The organism is Mesorhizobium sp. M0491 (assembly GCF_040321265.1).
Taxonomy (GTDB): Bacteria; Pseudomonadota; Alphaproteobacteria; order Rhizobiales; family Rhizobiaceae; genus Mesorhizobium.
Window position 1 is genome coordinate 18,882 of record NZ_JAMYRE010000006.1, and the last position, 23,630, is coordinate 42,511.

25 protein-coding genes and 1 pseudogene are annotated in these 23,630 nt (G+C 62.4%); 8 read left to right on the forward strand and 18 right to left on the reverse strand.

Going from position 1 to position 23,630, the window contains the following annotated elements; genetic code table 11:
• Positions 1-95 precede the first annotated feature (95 nt).
• Positions 96-452: a hypothetical protein gene (locus NKI69_RS08985; RefSeq protein WP_031213633.1), complete on the reverse strand. Its 357-nt coding sequence runs from the start codon at positions 450-452 to the stop codon at positions 96-98.
• 252 nt (positions 453-704) lie between these two features.
• On the opposite strand from NKI69_RS08985, the gene NKI69_RS08990 reads away from it, so the two are divergent.
• Complete coding sequence (locus NKI69_RS08990; protein ID WP_023813342.1) at positions 705-1,145, forward strand: lipid-binding SYLF domain-containing protein; 441 nt, start codon at positions 705-707, stop codon at positions 1,143-1,145.
• A 4-nt stretch (positions 1,146-1,149) separates the two neighbouring features.
• On the opposite strand, the gene abc-f is transcribed toward NKI69_RS08990, so the two are convergent.
• Positions 1,150-2,772, reverse strand: coding sequence for a ribosomal protection-like ABC-F family protein (abc-f, locus tag NKI69_RS08995; protein WP_352721035.1), 1,623 nt, complete (start codon positions 2,770-2,772; stop codon positions 1,150-1,152).
• 366 nt (positions 2,773-3,138) lie between these two features.
• On the opposite strand from abc-f, the gene NKI69_RS09000 reads away from it, so the two are divergent.
• Positions 3,139-3,450 (forward strand): hypothetical protein, encoded by a 312-nt coding sequence (locus NKI69_RS09000; protein WP_023813340.1) that lies wholly within the window; start codon positions 3,139-3,141, stop codon positions 3,448-3,450.
• 91 nt (positions 3,451-3,541) lie between these two features.
• Here NKI69_RS09000 and NKI69_RS09005 read toward each other — a convergent pair whose 3' ends face one another.
• Positions 3,542-4,675, reverse strand: a complete 1,134-nt coding sequence (locus NKI69_RS09005) for a transporter substrate-binding domain-containing protein (protein WP_245273287.1) — start codon at positions 4,673-4,675, stop codon at positions 3,542-3,544.
• A 255-nt stretch (positions 4,676-4,930) separates the two neighbouring features.
• Complete coding sequence (locus NKI69_RS09010) at positions 4,931-5,530, reverse strand: YdeI/OmpD-associated family protein (RefSeq protein ID WP_023813338.1); 600 nt, start codon at positions 5,528-5,530, stop codon at positions 4,931-4,933.
• Between the two features lie 248 nt (positions 5,531-5,778).
• Here NKI69_RS09010 and NKI69_RS09015 point away from each other — a divergent pair, with 248 nt between their 5' ends.
• A complete protein-coding gene (locus NKI69_RS09015) occupies positions 5,779-6,390 on the forward strand; it encodes a hypothetical protein (RefSeq protein ID WP_164893069.1) in 612 nt (203 codons plus the stop codon).
• A 111-nt stretch (positions 6,391-6,501) separates the two neighbouring features.
• A pseudogene (locus NKI69_RS09020) lies at positions 6,502-6,654 on the forward strand (SDR family NAD(P)-dependent oxidoreductase); the annotation flags it as partial.
• Between the two features lie 87 nt (positions 6,655-6,741).
• Here the strand turns inward: NKI69_RS09020 and NKI69_RS09025 are convergent.
• The gene (locus NKI69_RS09025; protein ID WP_352721038.1) at positions 6,742-7,647 is read right to left on the reverse strand and encodes a S1C family serine protease; all 906 of its coding nucleotides are present in this window, start codon (positions 7,645-7,647) and stop codon (positions 6,742-6,744) included.
• A 195-nt stretch (positions 7,648-7,842) separates the two neighbouring features.
• Here NKI69_RS09025 and yghU point away from each other — a divergent pair, with 195 nt between their 5' ends.
• Positions 7,843-8,709 carry a glutathione-dependent disulfide-bond oxidoreductase gene (gene yghU, locus NKI69_RS09030; protein WP_023813336.1) on the forward strand — a complete coding sequence of 289 codons (867 nt, stop codon included), beginning with the start codon at positions 7,843-7,845 and terminating at the stop codon, positions 8,707-8,709.
• An 87-nt stretch (positions 8,710-8,796) separates the two neighbouring features.
• On the opposite strand, the gene NKI69_RS09035 is transcribed toward yghU, so the two are convergent.
• The 3 genes from NKI69_RS09035 to NKI69_RS09045 form a co-directional block, all read right to left on the reverse strand.
• Entirely contained in the window at positions 8,797-9,099 is a 303-nt protein-coding gene (locus tag NKI69_RS09035) for a DUF1236 domain-containing protein (RefSeq protein ID WP_023813335.1), read from the reverse strand.
• Between the two features lie 601 nt (positions 9,100-9,700).
• Positions 9,701-9,919 carry an exopolysaccharide production repressor protein gene (locus tag NKI69_RS09040; protein WP_245273286.1) on the reverse strand — a complete coding sequence of 73 codons (219 nt, stop codon included), beginning with the start codon at positions 9,917-9,919 and terminating at the stop codon, positions 9,701-9,703.
• Between the two features lie 103 nt (positions 9,920-10,022).
• Positions 10,023-10,238 carry a hypothetical protein gene (locus NKI69_RS09045; RefSeq protein ID WP_023813333.1) on the reverse strand — a complete coding sequence of 72 codons (216 nt, stop codon included), beginning with the start codon at positions 10,236-10,238 and terminating at the stop codon, positions 10,023-10,025.
• Positions 10,239-10,252: 14 nt separating this feature from the next.
• Between NKI69_RS09045 and NKI69_RS09050 the strand changes: the two genes are divergently transcribed.
• The 3 genes from NKI69_RS09050 to NKI69_RS09060 all read left to right on the forward strand — a co-directional run bounded on the left by NKI69_RS09050 (position 10,253) and on the right by NKI69_RS09060 (position 12,942).
• Positions 10,253-10,540 carry a hypothetical protein gene (locus tag NKI69_RS09050; protein WP_023813332.1) on the forward strand — a complete coding sequence of 96 codons (288 nt, stop codon included), beginning with the start codon at positions 10,253-10,255 and terminating at the stop codon, positions 10,538-10,540.
• A 1,786-nt stretch (positions 10,541-12,326) separates the two neighbouring features.
• Complete coding sequence (locus NKI69_RS09055; protein ID WP_031213630.1) at positions 12,327-12,626, forward strand: DUF1236 domain-containing protein; 300 nt, start codon at positions 12,327-12,329, stop codon at positions 12,624-12,626.
• Positions 12,627-12,696: 70 nt separating this feature from the next.
• Complete coding sequence (locus tag NKI69_RS09060) at positions 12,697-12,942, forward strand: hypothetical protein (RefSeq protein ID WP_031213628.1); 246 nt, start codon at positions 12,697-12,699, stop codon at positions 12,940-12,942.
• Positions 12,943-13,208: 266 nt separating this feature from the next.
• Here NKI69_RS09060 and NKI69_RS09065 read toward each other — a convergent pair whose 3' ends face one another.
• The 10 genes from NKI69_RS09065 to NKI69_RS09110 all read right to left on the reverse strand — a co-directional run bounded on the left by NKI69_RS09065 (position 13,209) and on the right by NKI69_RS09110 (position 23,604).
• Complete coding sequence (locus NKI69_RS09065; protein WP_023813326.1) at positions 13,209-13,760, reverse strand: isochorismatase family protein; 552 nt, start codon at positions 13,758-13,760, stop codon at positions 13,209-13,211.
• Between the two features lie 5 nt (positions 13,761-13,765).
• Complete coding sequence (locus NKI69_RS09070) at positions 13,766-13,945, reverse strand: WD40 repeat domain-containing protein (RefSeq protein ID WP_245486366.1); 180 nt, start codon at positions 13,943-13,945, stop codon at positions 13,766-13,768.
• Between the two features lie 274 nt (positions 13,946-14,219).
• Positions 14,220-15,416 (reverse strand): hypothetical protein, encoded by a 1,197-nt coding sequence (locus NKI69_RS09075; protein ID WP_023813323.1) that lies wholly within the window; start codon positions 15,414-15,416, stop codon positions 14,220-14,222.
• Positions 15,417-15,607: 191 nt separating this feature from the next.
• Positions 15,608-16,378: an exodeoxyribonuclease III gene (locus tag NKI69_RS09080; RefSeq protein WP_352721042.1), complete on the reverse strand. Its 771-nt coding sequence runs from the start codon at positions 16,376-16,378 to the stop codon at positions 15,608-15,610.
• Between the two features lie 4 nt (positions 16,379-16,382).
• Positions 16,383-17,027: an alpha/beta hydrolase family protein gene (locus NKI69_RS09085; RefSeq protein ID WP_352721044.1), complete on the reverse strand. Its 645-nt coding sequence runs from the start codon at positions 17,025-17,027 to the stop codon at positions 16,383-16,385.
• A gap of 209 nt (positions 17,028-17,236) precedes the next feature.
• Positions 17,237-18,352, reverse strand: a complete 1,116-nt coding sequence (locus NKI69_RS09090) for a tetratricopeptide repeat protein (protein ID WP_352721046.1) — start codon at positions 18,350-18,352, stop codon at positions 17,237-17,239.
• A complete protein-coding gene (gene ku, locus NKI69_RS09095; RefSeq protein ID WP_024501732.1) occupies positions 18,349-19,254 on the reverse strand; it encodes a non-homologous end joining protein Ku in 906 nt (301 codons plus the stop codon). Before ku ends, NKI69_RS09090 begins: the two co-directional genes overlap by 4 nt.
• Positions 19,255-19,491: 237 nt before the next feature.
• On the reverse strand, positions 19,492-21,975 hold the full coding sequence (ligD, locus tag NKI69_RS09100) for a DNA ligase D (protein WP_352721048.1): 2,484 nt from the start codon (positions 21,973-21,975) through the stop codon (positions 19,492-19,494).
• 45 nt (positions 21,976-22,020) lie between these two features.
• Positions 22,021-22,245: a hypothetical protein gene (locus NKI69_RS09105; protein WP_023813316.1), complete on the reverse strand. Its 225-nt coding sequence runs from the start codon at positions 22,243-22,245 to the stop codon at positions 22,021-22,023.
• Positions 22,246-22,488: 243 nt separating this feature from the next.
• Positions 22,489-23,604, reverse strand: coding sequence for a glycosyltransferase family 9 protein (locus tag NKI69_RS09110; RefSeq protein ID WP_352721051.1), 1,116 nt, complete (start codon positions 23,602-23,604; stop codon positions 22,489-22,491).
• Positions 23,605-23,630 lie beyond the last annotated feature (26 nt).

Consider the following 23,630-nt stretch of genomic DNA (forward strand, 5'->3'; position numbering starts at 1 on the left):
TTGATCGCGCCATGACTGCTTAGGTCCAACGGCGGCTCTCCACTCGCGCCGCTTCGCAGCCCCGGTGCCTTTGGGGCCGGGAAGGCGCGGCAGGGCTATGGATACTTCGTCGGCGGCACGCCAGGGTTCAAATCGCCCTGCAGTTCCTTCGGCAGCGGCAAGCTTGAACATTGCAGGTGCACTTCGCGGGCGAACAGCTTTCGTTGCTTCTGCTCATGCTCCTTGATGGCTGCGACGAGCCCCATCGAGTATGGACCAAGCAAGACGCCGAAACCCCACCCCGGATGCTCTTTCTCGCGAGCCTCGTAATCCGAAGCCGCCCTGCGGGCCTGCTGGCATGCCGGCGAAGCCCATTTCTGGTCCTGCTGCGAAAGCGACGCCTCATAGTCGACCGGGGAGGTCGCGCATCCGGCCACTGCCGCGGTCAATGCGAGGCAGATTGCGATTCTCATCCGAAGCCTCTCCTGAGCCTTGTGAAGGGCCTGCATAGACCTCTTCATCCCGCAAGGCGATAGCTGCGGTCGGGCGCCTTCCCCACCCTTCGCAACCCGCCGCCCTCTCCCCGGCCCTCCAGCCGCCGGATTCGAACCCATGCCTGGAACCAAATCGCGGGGCCTGGAACCAAATCACGGGCGAGACTGTTCAGTTGTAACTTTGATCCGACGCTGCGGCCGGCAAAGCGGCTACATTGAGGAGTTCTCACCATGAAGATTTCATCCGGATTTCGTTCCATCGCGGTTGCCGCCATCGCCACCGCGAGCATCGGCTTTGCCAGCGCCGCGCATGCCGACAGCGGCACGATCCGCTTCGCCGTCTACAAGGCTGCCTTCTTTGTCGGTGGCTCCGGAGGCGAAGGAACGCTGACCTTCCATGGCCGCCGCTATCCCATCTCGGTCGGCGGCGTCTCGGGCGGTCTCGCCTTCGGCGTCTCCAAAACCTATTTTCAAGGTACCGTGCGCCACATCAAACGCGCACGGGATGTGACCGGGGTCTATGGTGCGGCAGGCGGTGGCGGCGCGCTTGGCAAAGGGGCTCAGGTGATCGTCATGAGCAACGACAAGGGCGCCCGGCTCGAATTGACGGGCAGGCAGGTCGGCCTGCAGGTCAACGCCGACCTCAGCGGCATGAGCATCTCGCTGCGGTAAGGGCCTAGCTCCTCAATCCCGGCGCTTCCTGCCCCGTCCGCTCGACATATTCCGTATAGCCACCGCCATAGGTGTGGATGCCTTCGGGCGTCAATTCCAGCACGCGGTTGGAAAGCGCCGCCAGAAAATGTCGGTCGTGCGAGACGAACAGCATGGTGCCCTCGTACTGCGAAAGTGCGGTGATCAGCATCTCCTTGGTGGCGATGTCGAGATGGTTGGTCGGCTCGTCCAGCACCAGAAGGTTGGGCGGGTCGAACAGCATCAGCGCCATCACCAACCGCGCCTTCTCACCGCCTGACAGCACACGGCATTTCTTCTCGATCTCGTCGCCGGAAAAACCGAAGCAGCCGGCGAGTGCCCGCAGCGGCGCCTGGCCAGCTTGCGGAAACGCGTCCTCCAGTGTCTGAAACACAGTGCGCTCGCCTTCCAGCACTTCCATCGCGTGCTGGGCGAAATAACCCATTTTGACACTTGGCCCGCGCGCCACCGTGCCGGTGTCGGGCTCGGAAGCGCCGGCGACCAGCTTCAGGAGCGTCGACTTGCCGGCGCCGTTGACGCCCATGATGCACCAGCGCTCGCGGCGGCGGACCTGGAAGTCGAGCCCCTCATAGATGGAGCGGCTGCCATAGCCCTTGTGGACGTTCTTCAGCGTCACGACATCCTCGCCGCAGCGCGGCGCCGGCAGGAAATCGAACGAAACCGTCTGGCGGCGCTTGGGCGGCTCGACGCGGTCGATCTTGTCCAGCTTCTTCACCCGGCTCTGCACCTGCGCGGCATGCGAGGCGCGCGCCTTGAAGCGCTCGATGAAGGCGATCTCCTTGGCCAGCATCGCCTGCTGGCGTTCGAACTGCGCCTGCTGCTGCTTGTCGGCGATCGCCCGCTGCTGCTGGTAGAATTCATAATTGCCGGAATAGCCGGTCAGCGAACCGCCATCGATCTCGACCACCTTGTTGACGATGCGGTTCATGAACTCGCGGTCGTGCGAGGTCATCAGCAGCGCGCCGTCATAATTTTTCAGGAAGGACTCCAGCCAGATCAGGCTCTCCAGATCGAGATGGTTGCTTGGCTCATCGAGCAGCATGGCGTCGGGCCGCATCAACAGGATGCGGGCCAGCGCCACGCGCATCTTCCAGCCGCCGGACAGCTTTCCGACATCGCCGTCCATCATCTCCTGCGAAAAGCCGAGACCGTCCAGCACTTCGCGGGCGCGGCCATCCAGCGCATAACCGTCGAGTTCCTCGAAGCGGTGCTGCGCCTCGCCATATTTTTCGATGATCTCGTCCATCCGGTCGGCCTGCTCGGGATCGGCCATGGCCGCCTCGAGGGCTGCCATCTCGGCCGCGACTTCGGACACCGGCCCGGCGCCGTTCATCACTTCGGCCACAGCGCTGTGGCCTTCCATGTCGCCGACATCCTGGCTGAAATAGCCGATGGTGACGCCGCGATCGACCTGCACCTGGCCTTCGTCGGGCTGCTCCTGGCCGGTGATCATGCGAAACAGCGTCGTCTTGCCGGCGCCGTTCGGCCCGACGAGGCCGACCTTCTCGCCCTTCTGCAGCGACGCCGACGCTTCGATGAAGACAAGCTGACGGCCGTTCTGCTTGCTGATGCTTTCAAGTCTGATCATGCGGTGTCCGGGCTATATGCTTGCGTGAAAGGATTTGCCCGGCGCCTTACGCGAAGGAGGGCCGCAAAGGAAGAGGCGCAAGCGCCGCAGCGCTTCACCTCCCCTTGTGGGGAGGGTCGGCGCACCGGGGTTGCGAAGCAAGGTCGGTGGGACGGGGTGGGGGCGCGGCGCTGCAAAAGACCCCCACCCCGCTCCGCTGCGCGGAGCGACCCTCCCCACAAGGGGGAGGGTGAAGACGCTCCACCAGACACACTTCGGAAACAACATTCAACATCCGGGAAAAACTCGCGAAAACATCGCCTGTCATAACCACCTTCGCGGCGGTCAAGCGGGCTGCTGTACAACGCGAAGAAATGGTCCCGAAACATGCAACGACGTTCGACCGGATGGATCGGTGCCCTGACAGGCATTTCGCTCGCCATGCTGGCGGTCGCACAATCGGGTGCGGACGCTGCGGTCACCCGGAGCGAATATTGCAGCCAGCTCGGCCTTCAACTCGACGGAGCCATCCAAACGAAGGCCACCCCAGGCACCAGCGCAAGCCAGATCGCCGAAGCAACCGCGCTCCAGGACAAGGCGAACCGGTTTTGTGCCGAGCGCAAACAGGCCCAAGGCATCAGGACCTACGCCAACGCCCTGAAGCTTCTTGGCGTGACGCCGGTCGACCTGAACCAGTGACAGCAACCATCAATCCTTGAAGAAAGGGCCGCCTCTCTCGCAGAGTGAGGGCGGTTTTTCCAGCGCATCGCACCGCGGAAGTTCCTGTCGACTACTTCTCGCCCAGATACTGGAAGACGGCCTGTTTCCACCAATCGCTTTCGATGGTCTGCAGGAGGGCGACATCGAGAGACTTGCGCAACGGGCTGCCGAGCGGCAGCGCAATGGCATATTGCTGCTGGTCGAAGGTCGCATCGAGAACCTGCAGGCTCGTCGCGTAATTCTGCCCGACCAGCCAGCCAAGCAGCGGCTTGTCGTGCACCAGCGCATCGATCTTGCCGGCGCGAAGCGCGTTGAGGCCCTGCTGGATCGAGGCAAAGTCCTGATGACGGATCTGGGTCGAATCCAGATAGGACGCCGTCGACGAGCTCTGCACCGCGCCGACCGTGACCTGGGCGAGATCGCTTTCGCCCTGCACCATTCCTTCCATCTGCGTCACCGTCAGCACCGATGTGACGCCCGCGGTGAACACCGCGATGGCAATGATCGATCCCATCATCCAGAGCGCGGCCAGCACGCGCCCCGGCACGGTTCGCGGACCGAAGTCGCCGGTGCTGGCTTGCGTCGCGGCGATGGTCGACCACCACATGCTGGAAAACAGTCCCTTGGCGACGCCGCCGCCGAAATCGTCATTGTGCCGACGTTCGAACATCCAGATCAGGACGCCGACCACCACCGATATGATGACCAGCCCCAGCACCGCCTGCAGGAAGCCGAACGACGTCAGGGCATGCAGCACCGGCCGCCATGACGGCTGGTTGTTGAGCGGTGTCGCAATGCCGAGCCCGGTCGTGAAGAAGGGCTGCGTGAAGTCGACGGCCTTTTCGCGGTCGGCCGTGACCGTGATCGCGGCCATCGCCGCATCGAACCTGCCGTTGACGACGCCATCGATCTGGTCCTGCACGGCAGGCACTTCGACATAGCGGAAGCGAAGGTTGAGCCGCCCGGCTATTTTCTGCCAGAGGTCGATGCTCAATCCCGACCAGCTGCCGTCCTGCAGCTTGAACGCAAAAGGCGGCGCCTCCTTGATCCCGACCGAGATCTCTTTTGCCGGCGAGGCCGAGGGAGAAGCCAGGTCGGGAGACGTCTGGTCGGGCGAGGTCTGGGCAAGCGTGGCGCCGGCTCCCACACACGCGACGATGACAATGAGACCCAGCGCCATCGTCCACGAAGCAACTCTTCTCAACGGCAACGACTCCCAGCGTCCGCCGCTCGATCGTCGCGGCTTTCGAAGGGTAGCCGCCGTGCCGTCCTTCGTCCACCGGCGATGTCGTTGCTGAAGCAGCCGCGCGACGCGCCGACCATCGAATTGCGCAAAAACAAGCAGTTGGAACAATTTCACGATTCAGATCCTGAAGCGCTTCGCGCAACGCCGGATCCCGTGCGGACAGGCTTGCCGTGCCGAAGACGAACTGGCGCCCAAACCAGCCCACCCCAAACCTTACTTCCTGCCTTGCGGGTAGATCGTCTCGCCGCGCTTCAGCATTGCCACAAACGTCTCGATCTTCTTCTTGCGCCCGGCCTCGGTCTTCATGTTGTGGGTGCGGAAGGCGAGCGCGAAACGGTTCTGCGCACTGAGTTTTGCCAGCATCGCCTTCGCAGCGGGTTCGGCGTCGATTGCCGCTTGCAGATCATCGGGGATCTTCATCTCCTTGCCGCTGCCATAGGCGCGCGCCCAGCGCCCGTCCGCCTTGGCCGCCTCGACCTGTTTGAGCCCATGCTCGGTCATGCGGCCCTCCTCGACCAGCCGCGCGACATTGTCGATGTTGATCAGGCTCCAGATGCTCTTCCGACCGCGCGGCGTGTAGCGCTGCAGGAAACTCTTGTCGTCCAACCCCTTGCGCACCGCATCGATCCAGCCGAAGCACAGCACCACGTCGATGGCTTGCTTGGGGGTGATCGACTTCAGTCCCGACCCCACCTTGTGAACCTTGATCCACACTTCGGTTTCCGTGGCGTGGTGCTTGCCGAGCCATGCGTAGAAGCTGCCCGGATCCGGGAATTCATGGACCTTGTCGGGATCAACCTTGACCGGCGCCATTAGCCGGCCTGTCCTTTCGGTGTCGCTCGCGCCATCAGTTCCCTCTCTGTCGTCCCTGGCATTGCCCGTCATCGACCAGAATGGCACGAGTCGCTGTCAGTTTCCGGCAGCAAACTTGGCGGGCGCCTACGGCGTTCCTTCGCGCCCCTCGACCTGAACATTTTTCTCCCGGCCCCGCTGTATGAAATTTCGGAATACCTGCCATGCTCGTGCTCGGGCACGCCATCTCGCTCCCGGGGGAATATGCCATGAAATCTCTGTTGCTCGCCTTTGTGTTGTCTCTCCCCACGGCCGCCCTCGCCGAGCCAATCGAAACCCGGAAGATCATCACAGCGGTGACCGGGGACTTCAACGGCGACGGCGCCGTCGATCTCGCCATGGTGGTGGAGACCGAGCCCGGCCACCCGATGGATGTCCACTTCTTCCTCAGGGACAAGGAGCACAATTACCTCAAGCCCGTCGAAACCGTGCACGAGCAGATCCACGGGGAATGGAACGGCTACGACCGGCCGGGTTACGAGAACTCCGACACCGAGCCGGAACTGACGATGCTGCCCAACGGTTCGATCAAATTCTACCTGCCGGCGATGCCGGTCGGCAGCGAACGGACCGACATGACGCTGACCATCGCCTGGCGCGACGCTGCCTTCATCGTCGCCGGCTTCGCCTATGACCATGATGACTATTTGAAGGAGAATGCCGAAAGCGCCTGCGAGTACAATGTCCTGACCGGCAAAGGCACCGGCAGCGAAAAGCAGCCGGACGGCAGCACCAAGCACAAGACCGTCTCGGTCGAAGGCCAGACCATCGCCTTCAAGGACTGGAACCCGGGCACCGCCTTCACCGCTTGCGGCAACTGATCGCCCTGCATCATCGGCGCTTCCGATAGCGCTATCGGTTTCTTCCGTTTTCACTTGCCGTACCGAACTGCCAATTCCCTGCCCTTCTCCATCCAAGCAAAGGCAGAGCGAATGAGCATTTCAAATGAGAAAATCCTGATCGTCGGTGGCGGCTCTGGCATGGGTCTGGCGCTGGCCCGGCGCTGCGTCGAGGCCGGCGCCGAGGTGATCATCGCCGGACGCGGCGAGAACCGGCTGCGGCAGGCGCGCCAGGCGCTTGGCAATCCCGCCGAGGCCCTGGCCGCGATGGCCGAGCGGCTGCCCGTCGGGCGAATTGGCAACCCGATGACATCGCCGACGCCATCGACGCGTCTACTGCAGTTGCGGCTTTTTCAGAAAACTGCCGCGGTCGGCCGATTTGACGCGCAGCCAGGTTTCGCGGCCGTCGCGCAACACCCGCATTGGAATCTCGGCCCCCGCCGAGCCGCTCTCCCACAGCTTGCGATAGAAATCGGCCAGCCCGTCGACCGCGCCGTCCCGGATGTCGGAGATGATGTCGCCTTGGCGCAGGCCGGCCTTGGCCGCCGGGCCGCCCTCGGTCACGCTCATCACCACCACTCTGCCGTCGCTTTCGGCCGACAGGGCGCCGAGCCACGGGCGCGGCGGCTTGGCCACCTGGCCGCGTGTCAGGAGGTCGTCGAGAATGGGCGGCAAAAGATCGATCGGCACCACCATGTTGATATCGGCGACCTCGCCGTTGCGGCTCATCTGCAGGCGCAGCGAACCGATGCCGAGCAGCGAGCCGTCAGCGCCGAACAGCCCGGCACCGCCCCAGGACGGGTGCGCCGGTGCAATGAAGATCGCCTCGTCGAGCAGATATTCCCAATAGCCGGCGAATTCCTGCTTGGTCACGATCCTGGCCTGCACAGACTGACCGATACCGTCGGCCAGCACGACGGCGTCACCGATCCTGGCCTTGCCGGCATCGCCCAGCGCCACCGCCGGCAGGCCGAGCGGCGCCAGCGCCTGCACCAGGCCGAAGCCCGATTCCTGGTCGTAGGCCAGCGCGTGCGCGGGGATGACGCGGCCGTCATGACTGGTCAGCCAGACTTCTTCCGCCTCCGTGATGAGATAGCCGATGGTCAGCACCAGCCCGTCGTTGCGAATGACGACGCCGCTGCCTTCCCTGAGCGTGCCGAGCGCCCGGGCCGTAAAGGCATCTTCGGGGACAGTGGCCCGCACGGCGACGACCGAGCGCGGATTGGGATTGATGGTCATGCTTCTGTCCTGGGTGGGCTTTGGTGACATCTTCTATAGGTATGCCACGCAGGAGAAGGCGCAAGGGTGAGGAAGTGCCCAATTGCCGATGTTGGCAATGCGGGCATCGATAATAGTTCAACGCAAGTTGAACTTACACATCCGCAGCCCTAGTTTATGGCGACCTGCCATCCTTCCCCGACACGAGGCCACGAAATGACCGACTACACACCGCCGAAAGTATGGACCTGGAACAAGCCGAGCGGCGGAGCCTTTGCCAGCATCAACCGGCCGATCGCCGGGCCGACGCAAGACAAGGAACTGCCCGTCGGCAAGCATCCGTTGCAGCTCTATTCGCTGGCGACGCCGAACGGCGTCAAGGTCACCGTCATGCTGGAAGAGCTTCTGGCGCGCGGCCACAAGGGCGCTGAATACGATGCCTGGCTGATCCGGATCAACGATGGCGACCAGTTCGGCAGCGGCTTCGTCGAGGTCAATCCCAACTCCAAGATCCCGGCCCTGATGGACCGCAGCGGCAAGACGCCGGTGCGCATCTTCGAATCCGGTTCGATCCTGGTCTATCTCGCCGAAAAGTTCGGCGAATTCCTGCCTACCGAACAGCCGGCGCGCGCCGAAGTGCTGTCCTGGCTGTTCTGGCAGATGGGCTCGGCGCCGTATCTGGGCGGCGGCTTCGGCCATTTCTACGCCTATGCGCCGGAAAAGTTCGAATATGCCATCGACCGCTTCTCGATGGAGGTGAAACGCCAGATGGATGTGCTCGACCGCCGGCTGGCCGAGACTGAATATCTCGGCGGCAAGGACTATTCCATCGCCGATATGGCCGTGTGGCCCTGGTATGGCGGGCTGGCGCTCGGACGCATGTACAATGATTCCGCCGAGTTCCTATCCGTGCAGGAATACGCACATGTGCAACGCTGGGCCAAGGCGATCGACGCCCGACCGGCGGTCAAGCGCGGCCGCATGGTCAACCGCGCTTTCGGCGAGCCTGCCATGCAACTGCATGAGCGCCACGACGCCAGCGATTTCGAGACCAAGACGCAGGATAGACTGGCCGCCGAATAGGCCATCGCGGATCGCGACAAAAGGAAACCCGCCACCGACGCGACGTCGGGGCGGGTTTTTCCCAAGGTCCAGTGCTGCGGGAACCCCTTAGTGCAGCACTTCAACGATCTGGCGGGTCTCCGGGTCGACGAGGACCGTCTGGTCATTGATCACCGCGACGCGGTATTTGACGTCGGGCACTTCACGCAGTTCGACAGTGTCCGGTACCGACGAGCCGAGCTTGAGTTCGACCCCCAGAAGGTTCACCGAGGCAAGCGGTTCCCTCTTGATGTATTCGCGAACGACCGTCTCCTGCTGCGGCTGGACGACGACGACGCTCTCCGCCAGCGCCGCACCAATGCCGCCCGTCAGGACGATGGCAGCCGCCGCGCTTGTAAGATAAAGTTTCATGACCGTCTCCTAGTGACAATTGAATTCCGCCCTCCATAAAAACTCCACCGCTGCCATGTGGTTCCATCCAACTTCAGAATTGAAGATGTTACGTTTGCAGCCCGGATATTAATTTGTTGCTGATCAAGCATGCGGCAGACAGCGCGGAAATGCTTGAAAACTTGCACAAATGTGTACGGACATTAGAAGACGAAAAATCCCTTCTGCAGCCGAATTGGCGAAGCACCTGTTGTCGCCGCGTCAAATCAGCCTCGCGTCCTCTATCTCGACGATGGGAGCACGAAAAAGACTCGCCCCGCCGGGAGCAGAGCGAGCCATGGCAGTGCCGATAGAGGTGGCAACCTCACCGGTACTGCTAGAGGACGCGAAGCATGATCACTTGTTCCACCTGACGGCCTGAGCCATGCGAAGCCGGTCGCGCATGCATCATGTTCCCACGACGACGCCGAAATGTTCCCACGATACGCTGTGCCGAAACCTCCAGCAGGGCTATGCCCAGACAACGCTGTCTCTCAGTGACCAAACACCGTGATCGCGCTGTGGGCGAGGTTCCCCGAATTTGCCCGGGCGCACACGCGCGAGTGATCCTGGCCAGCCGGTCTCAAAGCTGGACACCGTCGCGATGCAATGGCGGGAAGGCGTCTACCGGATCCTGGCTCGGCACGATATCGTGCGAGCGCCTGAAGATCAGCCTCATGATGAGCACGAAGTAGCCGACCTGCAGGACAAGCAGCGTCGCTATCGTCCAGGCAAATGCCTCCCAGAAAGAGCCGGTGACCATATAGGTCCACACCGCGACAATGAGAGCCGTGGCTGACATTCCTACGAGAAACTGCCCAAAATACATGGTTTCCCCAAACCGCCGAAACCGCGCCGGTTCCAACCAGTCCCTGCTCATCCCATTTCCCGCGAACAACATTTCATTATTTTAGCAACTTCGCAAGTAAGCGGCCGATCGCCACTGCGCGCTTTCCATTGCGCGGCGACTTGGCAACGGTGGCGATCCGGCGCGCGGCGGCGGTGCCGGCGGGGCTGGGCTGACGCGCCAGCCGTCGAAAATCCAGAAGCACGCCCGCTCTTTGCACTTCGAGCAGGGGAACAAATGCCGGCACGCCGAGTTTCGCCTCCAGTTTTTTCAAGGAAGGAGGCCGGCATGGCACCGCGCAACAAACCAAGCGCCGACATCGAAGATGACGCACCGCAGGCGGATGGGCCTACCATCGAGCAGCAGGATTGGGATGCGATCAAGGGCGGCGAGATCCTGCCAGAGTCCGTGCCGGAAAACGGCGACATGCGTTACGGCGTCGAAAAAGACGGCGATCTGCCCGACGAGGACGACGATAACGCGTACCAGGACAGCGACGATGCCCTTCCCGATGATGAGGAAGAAGCCGCGATCACGCGCGATCAGACCCGCGAGGGCCGATTCGACGAGACGTGAGCCATTCGTCGCCCGAGACGTGACTGCCTGTTGTTGAACTTGCCAAAGCCACATTTTCCATGCCCGGTTCGCGGGAAAATGTGCTTGGCCGGCTAAGTTTTCCGCCTAGGCATTATATCAGATTTACCTAAAATAGCGGAACATCCAAGGGACATTATCGGAACTGAACAAGGCCCCTTGGACTTTTGCGCACGACGGATAAGACCTTGGTCCTACAGGAAAAAGCAAAAGCCCGACGTGACCGATTGAAGCTTCCAACGAGGGAACATCGGGGCCGTGTTCGTCGTTTGTCGAAAGCGGCCCCGCCGGGTGCCATGCCTGGAGAACAGCGCGATGCCCCACCGATCCACCATCATCAAGACGGGCCATGGCCCAGGAACGGCGATCGCCGTGCTCATGGTTGGATTAACGGCGGTGGGCATCGTGTTCCTTCTACTCGGCAGTTCACTTTACTTCAGTGAGCAGCCTGCGGACCAACGTGCCCTGTCTTCCCCGCCCGCTCGATCGATACACGCGGCCGATAGCAAAGCGGCAAACTGAACGAGCTACTGCTGAGCCATAGCGAGATTGCCGCCGCGCAAGTCCTCCAGACTTAGGCCAGGAAGATCCGCCATTGCCGCTGTCTGCAGTGCGGCGGCCGTGCTGGTGATCATGCAGCGAAACGGACAGCTTCGGACGGTGTTTTGTCCATCGGAGAAGTTTTGGGTTGCTTGCATTAACATTAGATATATCTAATGTAGCGATGGCCGACGACCGCCAGAAGTCGGCTGGCCCGGCGTCCTCCCTTTGCACCTGGCTGCCGGGCCATTTCTTGTCCTCGCCTTGCCGTCTTCGCCTTTGTGTGGCGCGGATTCATCTTCGCGCCGTTTCGCCACGTATAGCTTCAGCCTCGACAAACAGCCTCCGGCTCGGCAGCCGCAGGAAAGATGCGGACGCCGAGCCCATCGCACTGATCAAATCGCTAGGACGTGCAGGCTAGCTGCTAAAATCGAAGGACGACCGAAGGGCCACGTCTGCGATAGCACCGGACGCGACGGCGACCATGCCGCCAGTAACTGCGGCAGACCCGTCTCCAACGCCGCCCGTGCCGGCGCCGGCGCCAGCCCCGATCCCGATCCCAGTCCCGATCCCAGCCCCGATCCCAGCGTCGATGGTCGACCGGCTGCACCTCCGCATGTGCACCTTCGTCGTCGAGGGCCTCTGCCTCAATTTCATCGAGAATGCCGTTTCCAGCGCTTGGAACACCGGCCGCTGCCTCGATCGGGCGAATTGCCCCTGCAAGGGCCGCGGCCCCGGCAATGCCAAACATCGCCGTCAAGAAGGATCGCCGATCCATAGTAACCTCCCAACGTTGCATAAGCTGAACGAAGCGCTCGGCTGCCGAATGAGCAGGCCGGCGCATGGTGAAAATAGAGGATTCGCCAGCCGCCGAAGCGGCTTGCGAATCCTATCAGCGCAGGAAGGGACGTTGCTGCGCCGATCGACGACATGTCAGCCAAGGACTATCCCCATCACCAGAAAGGTGACAGCTGTCGCGAAAATCGGTGCGAGCAACCAGCGCGCTTGGCCAACACTTTTGTCCATCTGTCTCTCCGAATTCCGGGAGACAAACAGCCATGAACAGAGAGCCGTTCCCGTCGGTAAGACCAATGCGCTCGCAGACCAGACTTAAGTCGCACGTCTCACCCGACCGAAGCCCCAGCGGAGGAACATTTTCATTTGGCTCAAGTTCAGTTGCCGTCAGCGTTGAACGATCCTGTCATGCTGACTCGCAAGGAGAAACGGTATGAAAATGCACCTAACGGGCGCCGCAGCGGCGCTATTGCTGTTGGCTGGTGTCGGCGCCGTTGCCGCTCAGGACGTTGTCATTCAGCCTGAACAGGACACGGTCATCCGCGAGTATGTGAAGAAGCAGCCTCTCGCTTCGGTCAAGGTTCCCGGTGTGGAACTGAATATTGGTAGCGCGTTGCCGGACACGGTCGAACTTCATGAGATCCCCGATGTCAAATACCGCTACGTGGTGGTCGACAACCGCACCGTCCTGGTGGATCCGGGCACCCGCAAGATCATCAAGGTCTACGATTGAATTTCGAACTGTCCAACCCGCCGCCAGCCATGGCGGCGGGTTGCCCAGCTTCCAATCAGGACGAGTGAAGATGACAAGCAAAGCTGTGACATCCCCTGCTTTGGGCGTTCGCCTGGCCGATCTCCAAGCCAGGATGCGTGATGCGCGGGTGACGGATGCCGAAATGAAAACCTTTCAAAAGGTCGCGGCCATCATGGAAGATCGTCATGGTCGGATCGATGCCGACGACCTGATTGCGGCATCGTTCCTCGCCGATCCGGTGCAGGACCCGGCAAACGCCCTGAGCGACATCCCGACAAGCCAGCAGACTTTTTGACTCCCTGACCGGGAAAGCGCGCCGAAAGTCTCAGCCGAATCCGCACTTTTGCTCCGGCCTATTCCGCTTTCGCGGAAGTTTCGAGCGGCCCGCAATGTGCAATGTTGCTAATGCGGCGGTACGAGCCGCCCTGGTTGACGCGGGCGCCCGAGCCATCCCAACAATGCGCCCCCCCGTCCGCGTCGACCACGGCAGCCGCCTGTCTTCTCTCGCGAAGTCCTCAAGCCGGCCCGCCTGATAATGCGCGCTGCGGCGACGGTCGGGCTTCAGCCGCCGACAAGCGCCTTTGTGGTCACCAGATTGACGCCGGCCTCGGCGAATTCGCCATTGTGCCTGAGGATGACCTGCTCGGCACTCTCGCTGGCATTGTCCAGCGTGCTGTGCACATCGGAGACCACGGTCACGCCGAGCCCTCTGGCGATGGCGCCCTTGACCGTCGCGGCCACGCAAAAATCGGTCTGTGCGCCCAAGAGCACGACAGCACTCGCACCCTGACCGGCAAGCCAGTCGCCGAAGGCAGGATTGCTGAAAGCATCGCGAACGGATTTGGCAAAGGTCGGCTCGTCCGCCGCTTGGCCGAGCGCGGGCCAAACCGGCCAGCCCAGCTCATCCGGTGCCAACGGGTCGCCATCGGGTCCGTCATGCCTGATAAAAGCGACCTTGCGCCCGCCGCGCCGCGCCCAATCGATCACCGCCTTGGTGCGCTCGACAATATCAGGCGCATCATGGATCGGCTGCTCGTGCACACCGTCGAACATGCCGGTCTGGAGATCGATGACGATGAGCGGCGCATTGTCTGGGAGGCTGGGTGCTGGCATGGGTTTTACATAGCACGGCGGACAGGGTGATCAAGATTTCGCTCATTCCGGCGCGCCGGCAAACAGCACCACGCCGTCGCCGCCGGTGGCCGGCAGTCGCGGATGGTGCGGTCGTTGCCGCCGGTCAGCACCGCGCCGTCGGCGGCGAAGGCCACCGCATAAATCGGGCCGGTCTGGCTGTCCAACATTGCGATCCGGTTGCCGCTATTGGAGGGCGGGCGCCTTGCCGCGCCTCCTTGGATTTATTGCAGTTTGCCGATTTCAGCCCGCATGGTTGACAGATGGCCGCAGTCTGGCATCATCGGATCGGGATTTTAGGAGAGTCTGATATGAAAAAAATCTATGTGAAGCCATCGTTCTTGAAAAAAGGCCGGTTGTCGGCGGTCACTGCGGCCAACGGCTCCTCGTTGCCGACACCGCAATAATTTCAGCGCCACCTGCTCCTGGCGCGTCCAAACCTCAACGCACCAGGATCAGGTCGTCCAACACCATTTGCCAATAGTGCTTCGTCGACAGGCGAACACGCGTTACAGCTTTGAGCATTGGAGCGTAGTGCAGCGGCGTTAGCGCCGACAGCGTGACCTCGTCGCTTGCAATCAGCTGCTCGCCAAGCCAGCTTTCGATCAGCGCCACCTCCCCTTCCGACGCCAGCCAGGCGGCGCTCAGCATGACCGAGTGAAAGCCGAACGGCCGTTCGCAGCTGAATTCGGCCGGCAGCCCGCTGCTGGTGTAGAGCACATGGTCGCCGGAAACATTACCATTGACATAGCCCTGGCTGTCCTTGGTGAAGTCGCGGGCCATCGCATTCAGGTTGCGCCACGCCAATCCGGCATGGCCAGCCGGAATTTTCCTGAGGCTGCGCGACGTCACATCGTCGAAATCGATCGTTTCGAGGGCGGCATCAGTGTCGATGCCGGCGCGTTGCGGCGACAGCAGGCCGAGATCCGCCGAGTAGGGCGATAGCGTCAGCCGCCGCGCCAAGCCGCCGCCGCTGACGCTGACCGTGTCGGCTTCTTCAGCCAGGTCGAAGCTGAAGACGGCACCCGGCGCCAGTGCCCGCGTCTCCAGGACGTACCCATTCCCCGACACGGAGAGGGTCGCTGGTCCATCGCCGGCGACGCGCCCGCTGACGCGGCGCGGCGGTGCCAGACCGACAGGCAGCAGCATCTCCTGCGATACCATCCCGGCCGGCGAACCCGGCAGCGGCAGGAAGTGTCGGGACTGAATGTCATTTTCGCTTTTCGCCTGCCAGCCGGGCGGCACCGAAACCACAAAGCGCCAGTTGCCCGGCTTGCGGATCACTGCCTTTCTGCTTTTCACCGACATGGGAAAGTTGGCAAAGCCGGCATTGTTGGTGCGCGCGGACGCGGCGAGCTTGCCGGCTTCGTCATACAGCCGCACCATGATCCCGGCCATCGGCCGGTCTCCGGCGCCGTATTTGCCGTCGCGATCGACATCGAAATAGACGAAGGACGAGTAATTGAGCATACCCCCGCGGGCGTTCCAATCGGTACGGACGGCATAGTCGGCAGCCGGATTGGTTAGCCGCCGTCCCTTGCGACGGCTGCGCTTCCGCCACAGCAGCCAGGACGCGACAGCAGCCGCAAGCACCACAATGGCGGCGGCCAGTATCTGGACAGCGCCCAAGTCAGGCATGGAGCCTCGCTTCACAAATCTCATGGGGGATTGCGTTCACGGGCGATCCGGCTGCGTTGGGCTACTTGCCGACAGGTTATTGCATGTCGGCCAAAAGCGAACCCGGATTTGGGACAGCGACATGCATCGAGACAAAGACTTAAAGCGCGTTGCAGGAATCCGTTCAAGCGCGACGCATGAAAGCAGTCGCCTTACTTCAATTTCACCCACACCGGCGCATGGTCGCTGGCGCCGTCCTCGCCGCGCACGTCGCGGTCGATGCCGGCAGCGGTCAGGCGGCGTGCCAGTTTCTTCGACAGCAGGATGTGATCGAGCCGGAGGCCGGCATCGCGCGGCCAGCGGTTGCGGCGATAGTCCCAGAATGTGTAAAGCGTTTCCTTCGGATGCTTCTTGCGCAGGGCATCAAGCCAACCCTGGTCGAGCAGGCGCTGGAACGACGCCCGGCTTTCCGGCTGCACCAGCGCGTTGTCGTCATAGGAGCGGGTGGCGTAGATATCGCGCGGCTCGGGCACGATGTTGTAGTCACCGGCCAGCACCACCGGCAGGCCGGTGTCGAGCAACTGTTCGGCATGCACCTCCAGCCGCGCGTGCCAAGCGAGTTTGTAGGCGAATTTCGGGCCGGGCTGAGGATTGCCGTTCGGCGCATAGAGACAAGCGACGATGATGCCGTTCACCGCCGCCTCGATATAGCGGCTCTGCCTGTCGGCATCGTCGCCGGGCAAGGCATCGCGGGTCAGCACTGGCTCGGCACCCCGCGCCAGAATGGCGACGCCGTTCCAGGTCGGCTCGCCCTTCCATACCGCGCCATAGCCGGCCGCCGCCAATGCCGAGCGCGGAAACTGCATGTCGCGCGCCTTCAGCTCCTGCAGGCAGACGACATCGGGTTTTGCCGCAGCCAGCCAAGCCAGCAAATTTTCCAGCCGGCTGTTGATGTTGTTGATGTTGAAGGAGGCGATCTTCATCGCTTCAGGAAGCGATCCGACCCGACCACGCCTTCACCGTCTCGGCCAGCGTCTTCAGATGGTCGGCCGCCGAAAATCCCGAGATGCTCTTGCGTGGCTTGAGATCATGGTCGCCATCCTCCAGCCAGATAATCTCGATGCGGTCGGAAAGGCCATAAGTCGCAACCTCGTCCCTGGTGCCGAACTCGTCGCGCGTACCCTGGAAGATCAGCGTTGGCGTCTTAAGGTCGGCGAGGTGTTTTGTCCGCAATTGCTCGGGCTTGGCCGGCGGATGGAAGGGATAGCCGAGGCAGACCAGCCCTGAAATCTCGCCCTTGGCAAACATCTCGTCGGCGATCATGGAGGCGACGCGCCCGCCCATCGACTTGCCGCCGATGATAAGCGGGCCGGTCACGCCCCTAGCCCTGAGGTCGGCTATCGCCTTGATGTATTCCGGGTTCACCGTCTCGGCCCGCGGCGGTGGCTTGCGGTGGCCGTAGCGGCGCGCGGCCATGTAGCGGAATTCAAAGCGCGCAACCTGAAAGCCGGCCGCGGCCAGCGCCTTGGCGGTGGCGGTCATCGAGGGCGAATCCATCGATGCACCGGCGCCGTGGGCGAGCAGGATGGTGACGGTGGCGATGTCGTGGCCGTCGAAGAGGAAGGTGGTCATGGGGCGGTCTCGCTGGAGAGGTCGAGTTCCGTCACACCCCCCTCTGTCCTGCCGGACATCTCCCCCGCAAGGGGGGAGATTGCGCGCTCAACCGCTTTCGCCAATCTCCCACTTTGCAAGAAGGAGCGGGACGCCCAAGCTTCCGATCTCCCCCCTTGCGGGGGAGATGGCCGGTAGGCCAGAGGGGGGTGTTCAAGCGCCAGCATCACTCACCCCGCCGTCCGCGCCAACTGCAGATCCACGAACTGCACGCCCTTGGCCGCCACCCGCGACCATTCCGAATCCGCGTCGAGTTCGAGATAGCGCACCCACAGCCGCCGCGCCTCCGGCAGATTGCCGGCGTCGAATTCCAGTCGGGCGAGGTTGAACACCGGATCGGCATAGGTCTTGTCGAGCGCGATCGCTTTCTGCAGGTGCCTTCGCGCCGAGGCTTCGCGACCTTGCTCGCTCATCAGTCCGGCCAGGTTGAACCACGCCTCGACGAAGGCCGGGTCGAGTTTTATCGCATTGATATAGTCGTGCGCGGCGTCCGCCGCGTGGCCGCCGGCGCGCAGGCAGTTGGCGCGGTTGAAGGCGGCAATCGCATCGCTCGGATCGATGGCCAGGCAGCGCTGGTAGAGCGCGGCGGCCCCATCATGGTCGCCCTGCTCCTCCGCCGCTTCCGCCTCCGCGAACAACTCCTCTAGCGTGTCGTCACCCTCTGCCCCGGCTGTTCCGAGATCGAACAGCAACTGCCCATCGAGTTCGCTCTGGCCGCCTTCGAGATAGATGGCATCGGCGCGCCCATGCTGCGAACCGACATTGAGCGACTTGGCGGTCAGCGACGCCACCGGGCCGGAGCGGTGGACGGAGCGCGCGATCGCCCCCCATGTCGCGCCGCCGGCGATGAGCCCGGCATATTTGCGCGCCAGGATCAGGTCGCGGAAGGAATAAGGTTCTGAGTCATGCTCGAACGCATCGAACAGCGACAAAAAATCGAGGTCGGAGCCTGATAGCCGCGACTGATCGATCAGCGATTGCCGCGACAGCGAAGACGCTTCCGGTGTCTTCATCAGTCCGAGAAGGCGCAGAAATCCGTTCTCGCTGATCAGCGTTCGTCCGGCCGCGCGCTCGGCGGCGACACGGCGTTCGATCTCGGCATCGCCGTTTTTGACGAGGCCTGCCCTGGCGAGAAGTGTCCGGCCGAAGACGACATGCGTGGTGCGCCTGGTGATACCGCGCCGCAGCTGGCCGTGTCGGCGTTCCACTTCCCGCGCAGCCAGCCTGAGCGGAAAAGCCGCCAGCGCGCCTATCGTGCCAAAAACAGCGCCGGTCGGTGCCGTCATTTCTTGCTCTTGCCGACCGCCTTCAGCAGATTGGCCTTCAACGGATTTTCAGCAGCACCACCCGCTGCCGCCTTCTTCGCGGCGGGCTTGGCAACCTCGTCGGCCTTGCTTTTCGACTTGGCCGGCGGCTTCGATTGCGACAGGCTCGCTTTGAGCGCATCCATCAGATTGATGACATTACCGCGCTCGGGTGCCGCCGCGATGATCGGCTTGTGGCCTTTCAGCTTCTCGCGGATCATCGTCATGAGTGCCGCCTCGTAGCGGTCCTCATAGTTCTTCGGATCGAAGGTGGTTTCCTTCTGCTTGATCAGTGCTTCGGCGAGCTGCAGCATTTCGGGATCGGGCTTGCCGGCTGGGATGTTGCCGAAATATTCAGCTGTGCCACGCACTTCGTTCGGATTCCTCAAGGTGCACACGAACATGCCGTTCTCGCGCGCGCCGATCGTCACCACCCGCTCGCGGCTCGACAGCACCAGGCGTGCGATCGCCAGCTTGCCGGATTTGCGCATGGCTTCGCGCAGCACGGCGAAGGTCTCCTCCGCCATCGCGCCGTCAGGCGCCATGTAGTAGGGCGCGTCCTGATAGATGACGTCGACCTCGTCCTCGTCGACGAAGGCCTCGATGTTCATCGTGTGATTGGATTCGATGCGCACCGCATCGAGGTCGGCATCATCTATGATGATGTACTGCTTGTCCTCGTATTCATAGCCCTTGACCAGATCAGCACGCTCGACGAGCCCCAATTCGGGGTCGACCGGTTTCATGTTGATGCGGTTGTGGGTCTTCTTATGCAACTGGTTGAACGAGATGCGCTCGCTGGCGCTGGTGGCGGGATATAACCGCACCGGACAGCTGACCAGACTGAGTTTAAGGTAACCTTTCCAACTTGCCCTGGGCGCCATGAAACACTCCTACGCGGCCATGCACTGACATTCACTGCAGCGCTTTTCGTCCGAAGGACGAACGAGGCTGCGCAAATCCTACACCGACCCCGCACAATACAGGCAAATCCCTGACGAAATCTTCCGCCACGTCTTTGAGGTCGTGGCGGAGAGAATAATTCAAATTGTCGGAAGCGTCGATGGCGTTGGGTTCCTCGCCCCGCAACGCTCTCCCCCATTTCATGGGGGCCGAGGAACCTAGTTCTTCAAGGTCGGCAAATCCCGCGCGAACTCGTCGATCTCGGCCCACGGATCGCCCGACGTCGCCAGCAGCCCCGGCAGGGAGGAATAGTTCAGATCCTGCGGCGCATCGATGGATTCGAGGTCGCTCCAACTGACCGGCGTCGAGGCCGGCAGATTGGTGCGGGCGCGCAGCGAGTAAGGTGCTGCCGAGGTGTGGCCGCGCGCATTGCGGTGATAATCGATGAAGATGCGCTTCTTGCGGTTGTCCTTGCCCATGGTGGTGGTGAAGGTGTCAGGCGCCGTTGCCGCCAGATGCGTGGCGATCGCGCTGGTCGCCTGGTGGAGCTTCTTCCAGTTCTGCGCGCCCGTCACCGGCACCGTGATGTGGATGCCGCTGCCGCCGGAGGTCTTGGCGAACGGTACCAGCCCCAGGCGCTCCAATTCGCCCTTGATGTGCACGGCGGCCTCGACCACCTCGCGCCATGAAATCCCCTCGCCCGGATCGAGGTCGAGGACGATCTGGTCGGGCCTGTCGAGGCTGGTGCGGTGGGTGCCCCAGGTGTGGAACTCGACGACGCCGAACTGCGCCAGCGCCAGATACCCTTTCGCGCCTTCGACCGAGAGATAGGATTTGGTCTCGCCCTCGGAATTCGTCGCGTCGAATGTCACCACTGAGGGCGGCATGCCGGTGAAGGCGTGGCGCTGGAAGAAGCAATCCTTCGGCAGGCCGGTCGGGCAGCGCACCAGCGACACCGGCCGGCCGATAATGTGCGGCAGCATGAAGTCGCCGACCAGCGCGTAATAGACCGCGATGTCGAGCTTGGTCGGGCCGGTCTTGCCGAACAGCCGGCGCGTCGGGTTGGTCACCCAGATTGTGGCAAGGTCGGCCTCGGCGATCAGCCGCTTGCGTTTGGACGAGACCGGCGTCGACAGGTCGACATCCCTCAAACCACGGAAGACGCCGTGGCGTAGCGCATTGTCTGAGGTGCGGTTGGCGTAATGAATGCGCGCCGACAGCAGCGGCCGCACCCAGTTCATCTCGCGCATGATTTCGCGCGGGACACCCTCGGGCGGGGTGGCGCCTTCCCGCAGCGGCTCCAGCCTGGCGAGCAACTCACCGGCGGTGGCGGCATCGAAACCGGTGCCGACCTTGCCGCGATAATGCAATTCACCACCCTCGAACTCTGCCATGCCGAGCGCCGCCAGCCCTTCGGCCGCATCGGAGATGGTGAAGCCGGCGATGACGAAGTCGTCCGACAGCAGTGCCTTGGTCTTGGTCCAGCTTTTGGTTCGGCCGCTCTGATAGATGGCCGTGGCGCGCTTTGAGACGACACCCTCCAGCCCAAGTTCCGACACCTGGTCGTAGAGCCCCTGCCCTGAACCTTCGACATGGTCGGAGAACTGGATGGCGGAATTGGCGCCGAGGCCCGACAGCATCTGCGCCAGCAGCGCCTTGCGCCGGACCAGCGGCGCCTTGGTCAGGTCCCAGCCGTCGAGGTGGAGAAGATCGAAGGCGTAAAAATGGAGATTGCTGTCGGCGCCCTCGGCCAGCGCATCCTGCAGCAGCGCGAAGCGGCTGATGCCCCGGGCGTCGAGCACCACGATCTCGCCGTCGATGATGGCATCGCGGCAGGGCAGCTTCGCGAACGCATGCGGCAGGTCGCCATAGCGCTTCGTCCAGTCGATGCCGCCACGGGTGATCAGCTTGACGACGCCGCCACTGAGATGCGCCATGGTGCGGTAGCCGTCGAATTTGATCTCGTGCAGCCAGACTTGTTGGGTGTCGTCGCCATCGGGTGGTTTTGGCACCTGCGTCGCCAGTTGCGGCTCGATACGGGCAAGCATGGGAGCCTTGAACACGCCCGGCAGCGTGCCGGGCTTCAGCGATCCCTGTCTGGGCGCGGGTTTGGTGGCGGGCTTCGCCGGCGCCGCCAGTTCCTCGATGCGCAATCCGGATTTGACGCTTTCCGGCCGGGCCGTGAGGATGTCAAGCGCGGTGTCGGCGGCGAGGTCGCGTTCCTTGAACAGCAGCCAGTTCTTCTTGTTCTCATCTTCGCCGGGTTTCGGCTTCAGCCGGGTCAGCATCCAGCCGCCATTGAGCTTGTCGCCGGCCAGCCGGAACTTGAAGGCGCCGGTTCGCAAGCTCTTTTCGACGTCGTCCATCGGCGCCCATGTGCCGGTATCCCAGACGATCATCGGCCCGCCGCCATACTCGCCCTCGGGAATGACACCCTCAAAGTCGATATATTCGAGCGGATGATCCTCGGTCTCGACCGCCAGCCTCTTGTCGGCCGGATTGAGCGAAGGCCCGCGCGGCACCGCCCAGCTCTTCAAAACATCGCCGACCTGCAGGCGCAGATCATAATGGTCAGCGGTGGCGTGGTGCTTGTGGACGACGAAGCGGTTGCCGTTGCTGCTGACGAGCCCGCCAACCGGTTCCGGCGTCTTGGCGAATTCGCGTTTGGCGCGATAGGCTTTGAGCTTTGGTGGAGTCGTCATCGCCAGGATCGAAGCACGGCGGCCAGGAACAAGCCAGTCACGCTCTCAATCGTCAGCGGCCGGCGTCAACTCGAGCTCTGCCGGCGACAGTCCTTGCTGCAGCTGGCTCAGCCGGAATTCGTCGACCCAATAGGCCTCGCCATCGACCAGAACCCGGGCCTGGTAGGTGCCTGCCGAAAAACGCTGCGCGGTGATGTAGACCTTGTGACGATCGAGCGCCTTGCGCACCGCGGCGCGCTTGGAATTCTGACCTGTGACGGGACTGAACATGACACTGCCCTCGGTCGCCCCAGACACAAAACGCGGCCGCTGCCGGCAGCCTGACGACTGGGGTCAAGGATGGCGGAGACGCGCCGTCCTGTCAATTTCGCGGACAGCGCAGGATGCGGCCCGGTTAAATTTACCAATCTTTTGAATATGCTTGGGCCTTGGCCTGAATCAAGACGTGAAGCACACGAAGATGAACTGTGCACCACCACGCCGCCAAAACTAGCGTCCGTCGCTGCCGCTCTGCTACGCGGCCGGCGTGCCCGAATGAGCAGATTTTTGAACTTCCGTGCCGATGAGATCGAGTGTCGCCGCCGCAACATCGGCAACCTGGAGCCGCTGGACGCAATAGACCCCACCGGCGTTGTTTTCTTTACACAAACCTGGAGCGATGCATGGGCAAGGCATGGGCGGCTGGAGCGTCCGGTTGGGGACACCGAATGGGCCCCATTGCTCAGGCGACGTCAGACCGTACAGCCCCACCGCTGGAGTTCCGACAGAGGCCGCGATGTGCATCGGGCCGCTCTCATTGCCAAGAAAGATCGACGCTTCGGCCAACAATGCTGTCAAGACCTCAAGCGAGGCTTTTCCGACGGCACTTGCGACCGGCGATGCTGCCATTTCAAGGATCCTTTGCGCGGCAAGCCCTTCATCCGGCCCACCAACGAGGAGGGATCGCAGCCCGGTTTTGGCGTATACCTCATCGATGACCGCAGCAAAATGTTGCGGCGGCCAGCAACGGCCTTCAAACCTCGCGCCGGCATGCACGGCCACATAGGACTTCTTCGCCAAAGCGTTTTCCGCAAGAAGCCTGGCACACTCTTCCTGGGCAGTCCTGGTCGGCTGCAGCCGAGGCGTTGGGTCCTGATAATCCAATCCGAGGGCGCTGAGTGGAGACAGGTTCCTGTAGAGATAATGCGGTCCGCCATGTCCGAAGGTCGCGGCGAGCACGTTTGCAAGCTGGATTTCCCAGAACTTCATCGGATGCTCGGAAGGATCGAAGCCGACGCGAAGTGGAGCGCCGATCAAGCGATGCATGATCCGCGAGGTTTTCGAATCGGTAAGGTCGATGCTAAGATCGAATTTTCGACGCCGAAGATCAGAGATGACGCCACGATAGTCGCTCAAACGCTTGAGCAGAGTCCTTCCTCTGCCACGGGATTCAAAGCCAACAGCAGAATCGGCGATCCCTTGCGCGACAATGAACTCCTTGAGACCCGGCGCACAAAGCATGGTTACCGATGCTTGTGGATAAGCAAGACGCAGATTGCGAACCAAAGCAGATGTCAGAACGACATCTCCAATGTACTTCGTTTGAATAATGAGGATGGAACGAATCCCATCTCCTAAACTTGCATCCATCGATATGATCTGCCGAAAACGCCAAC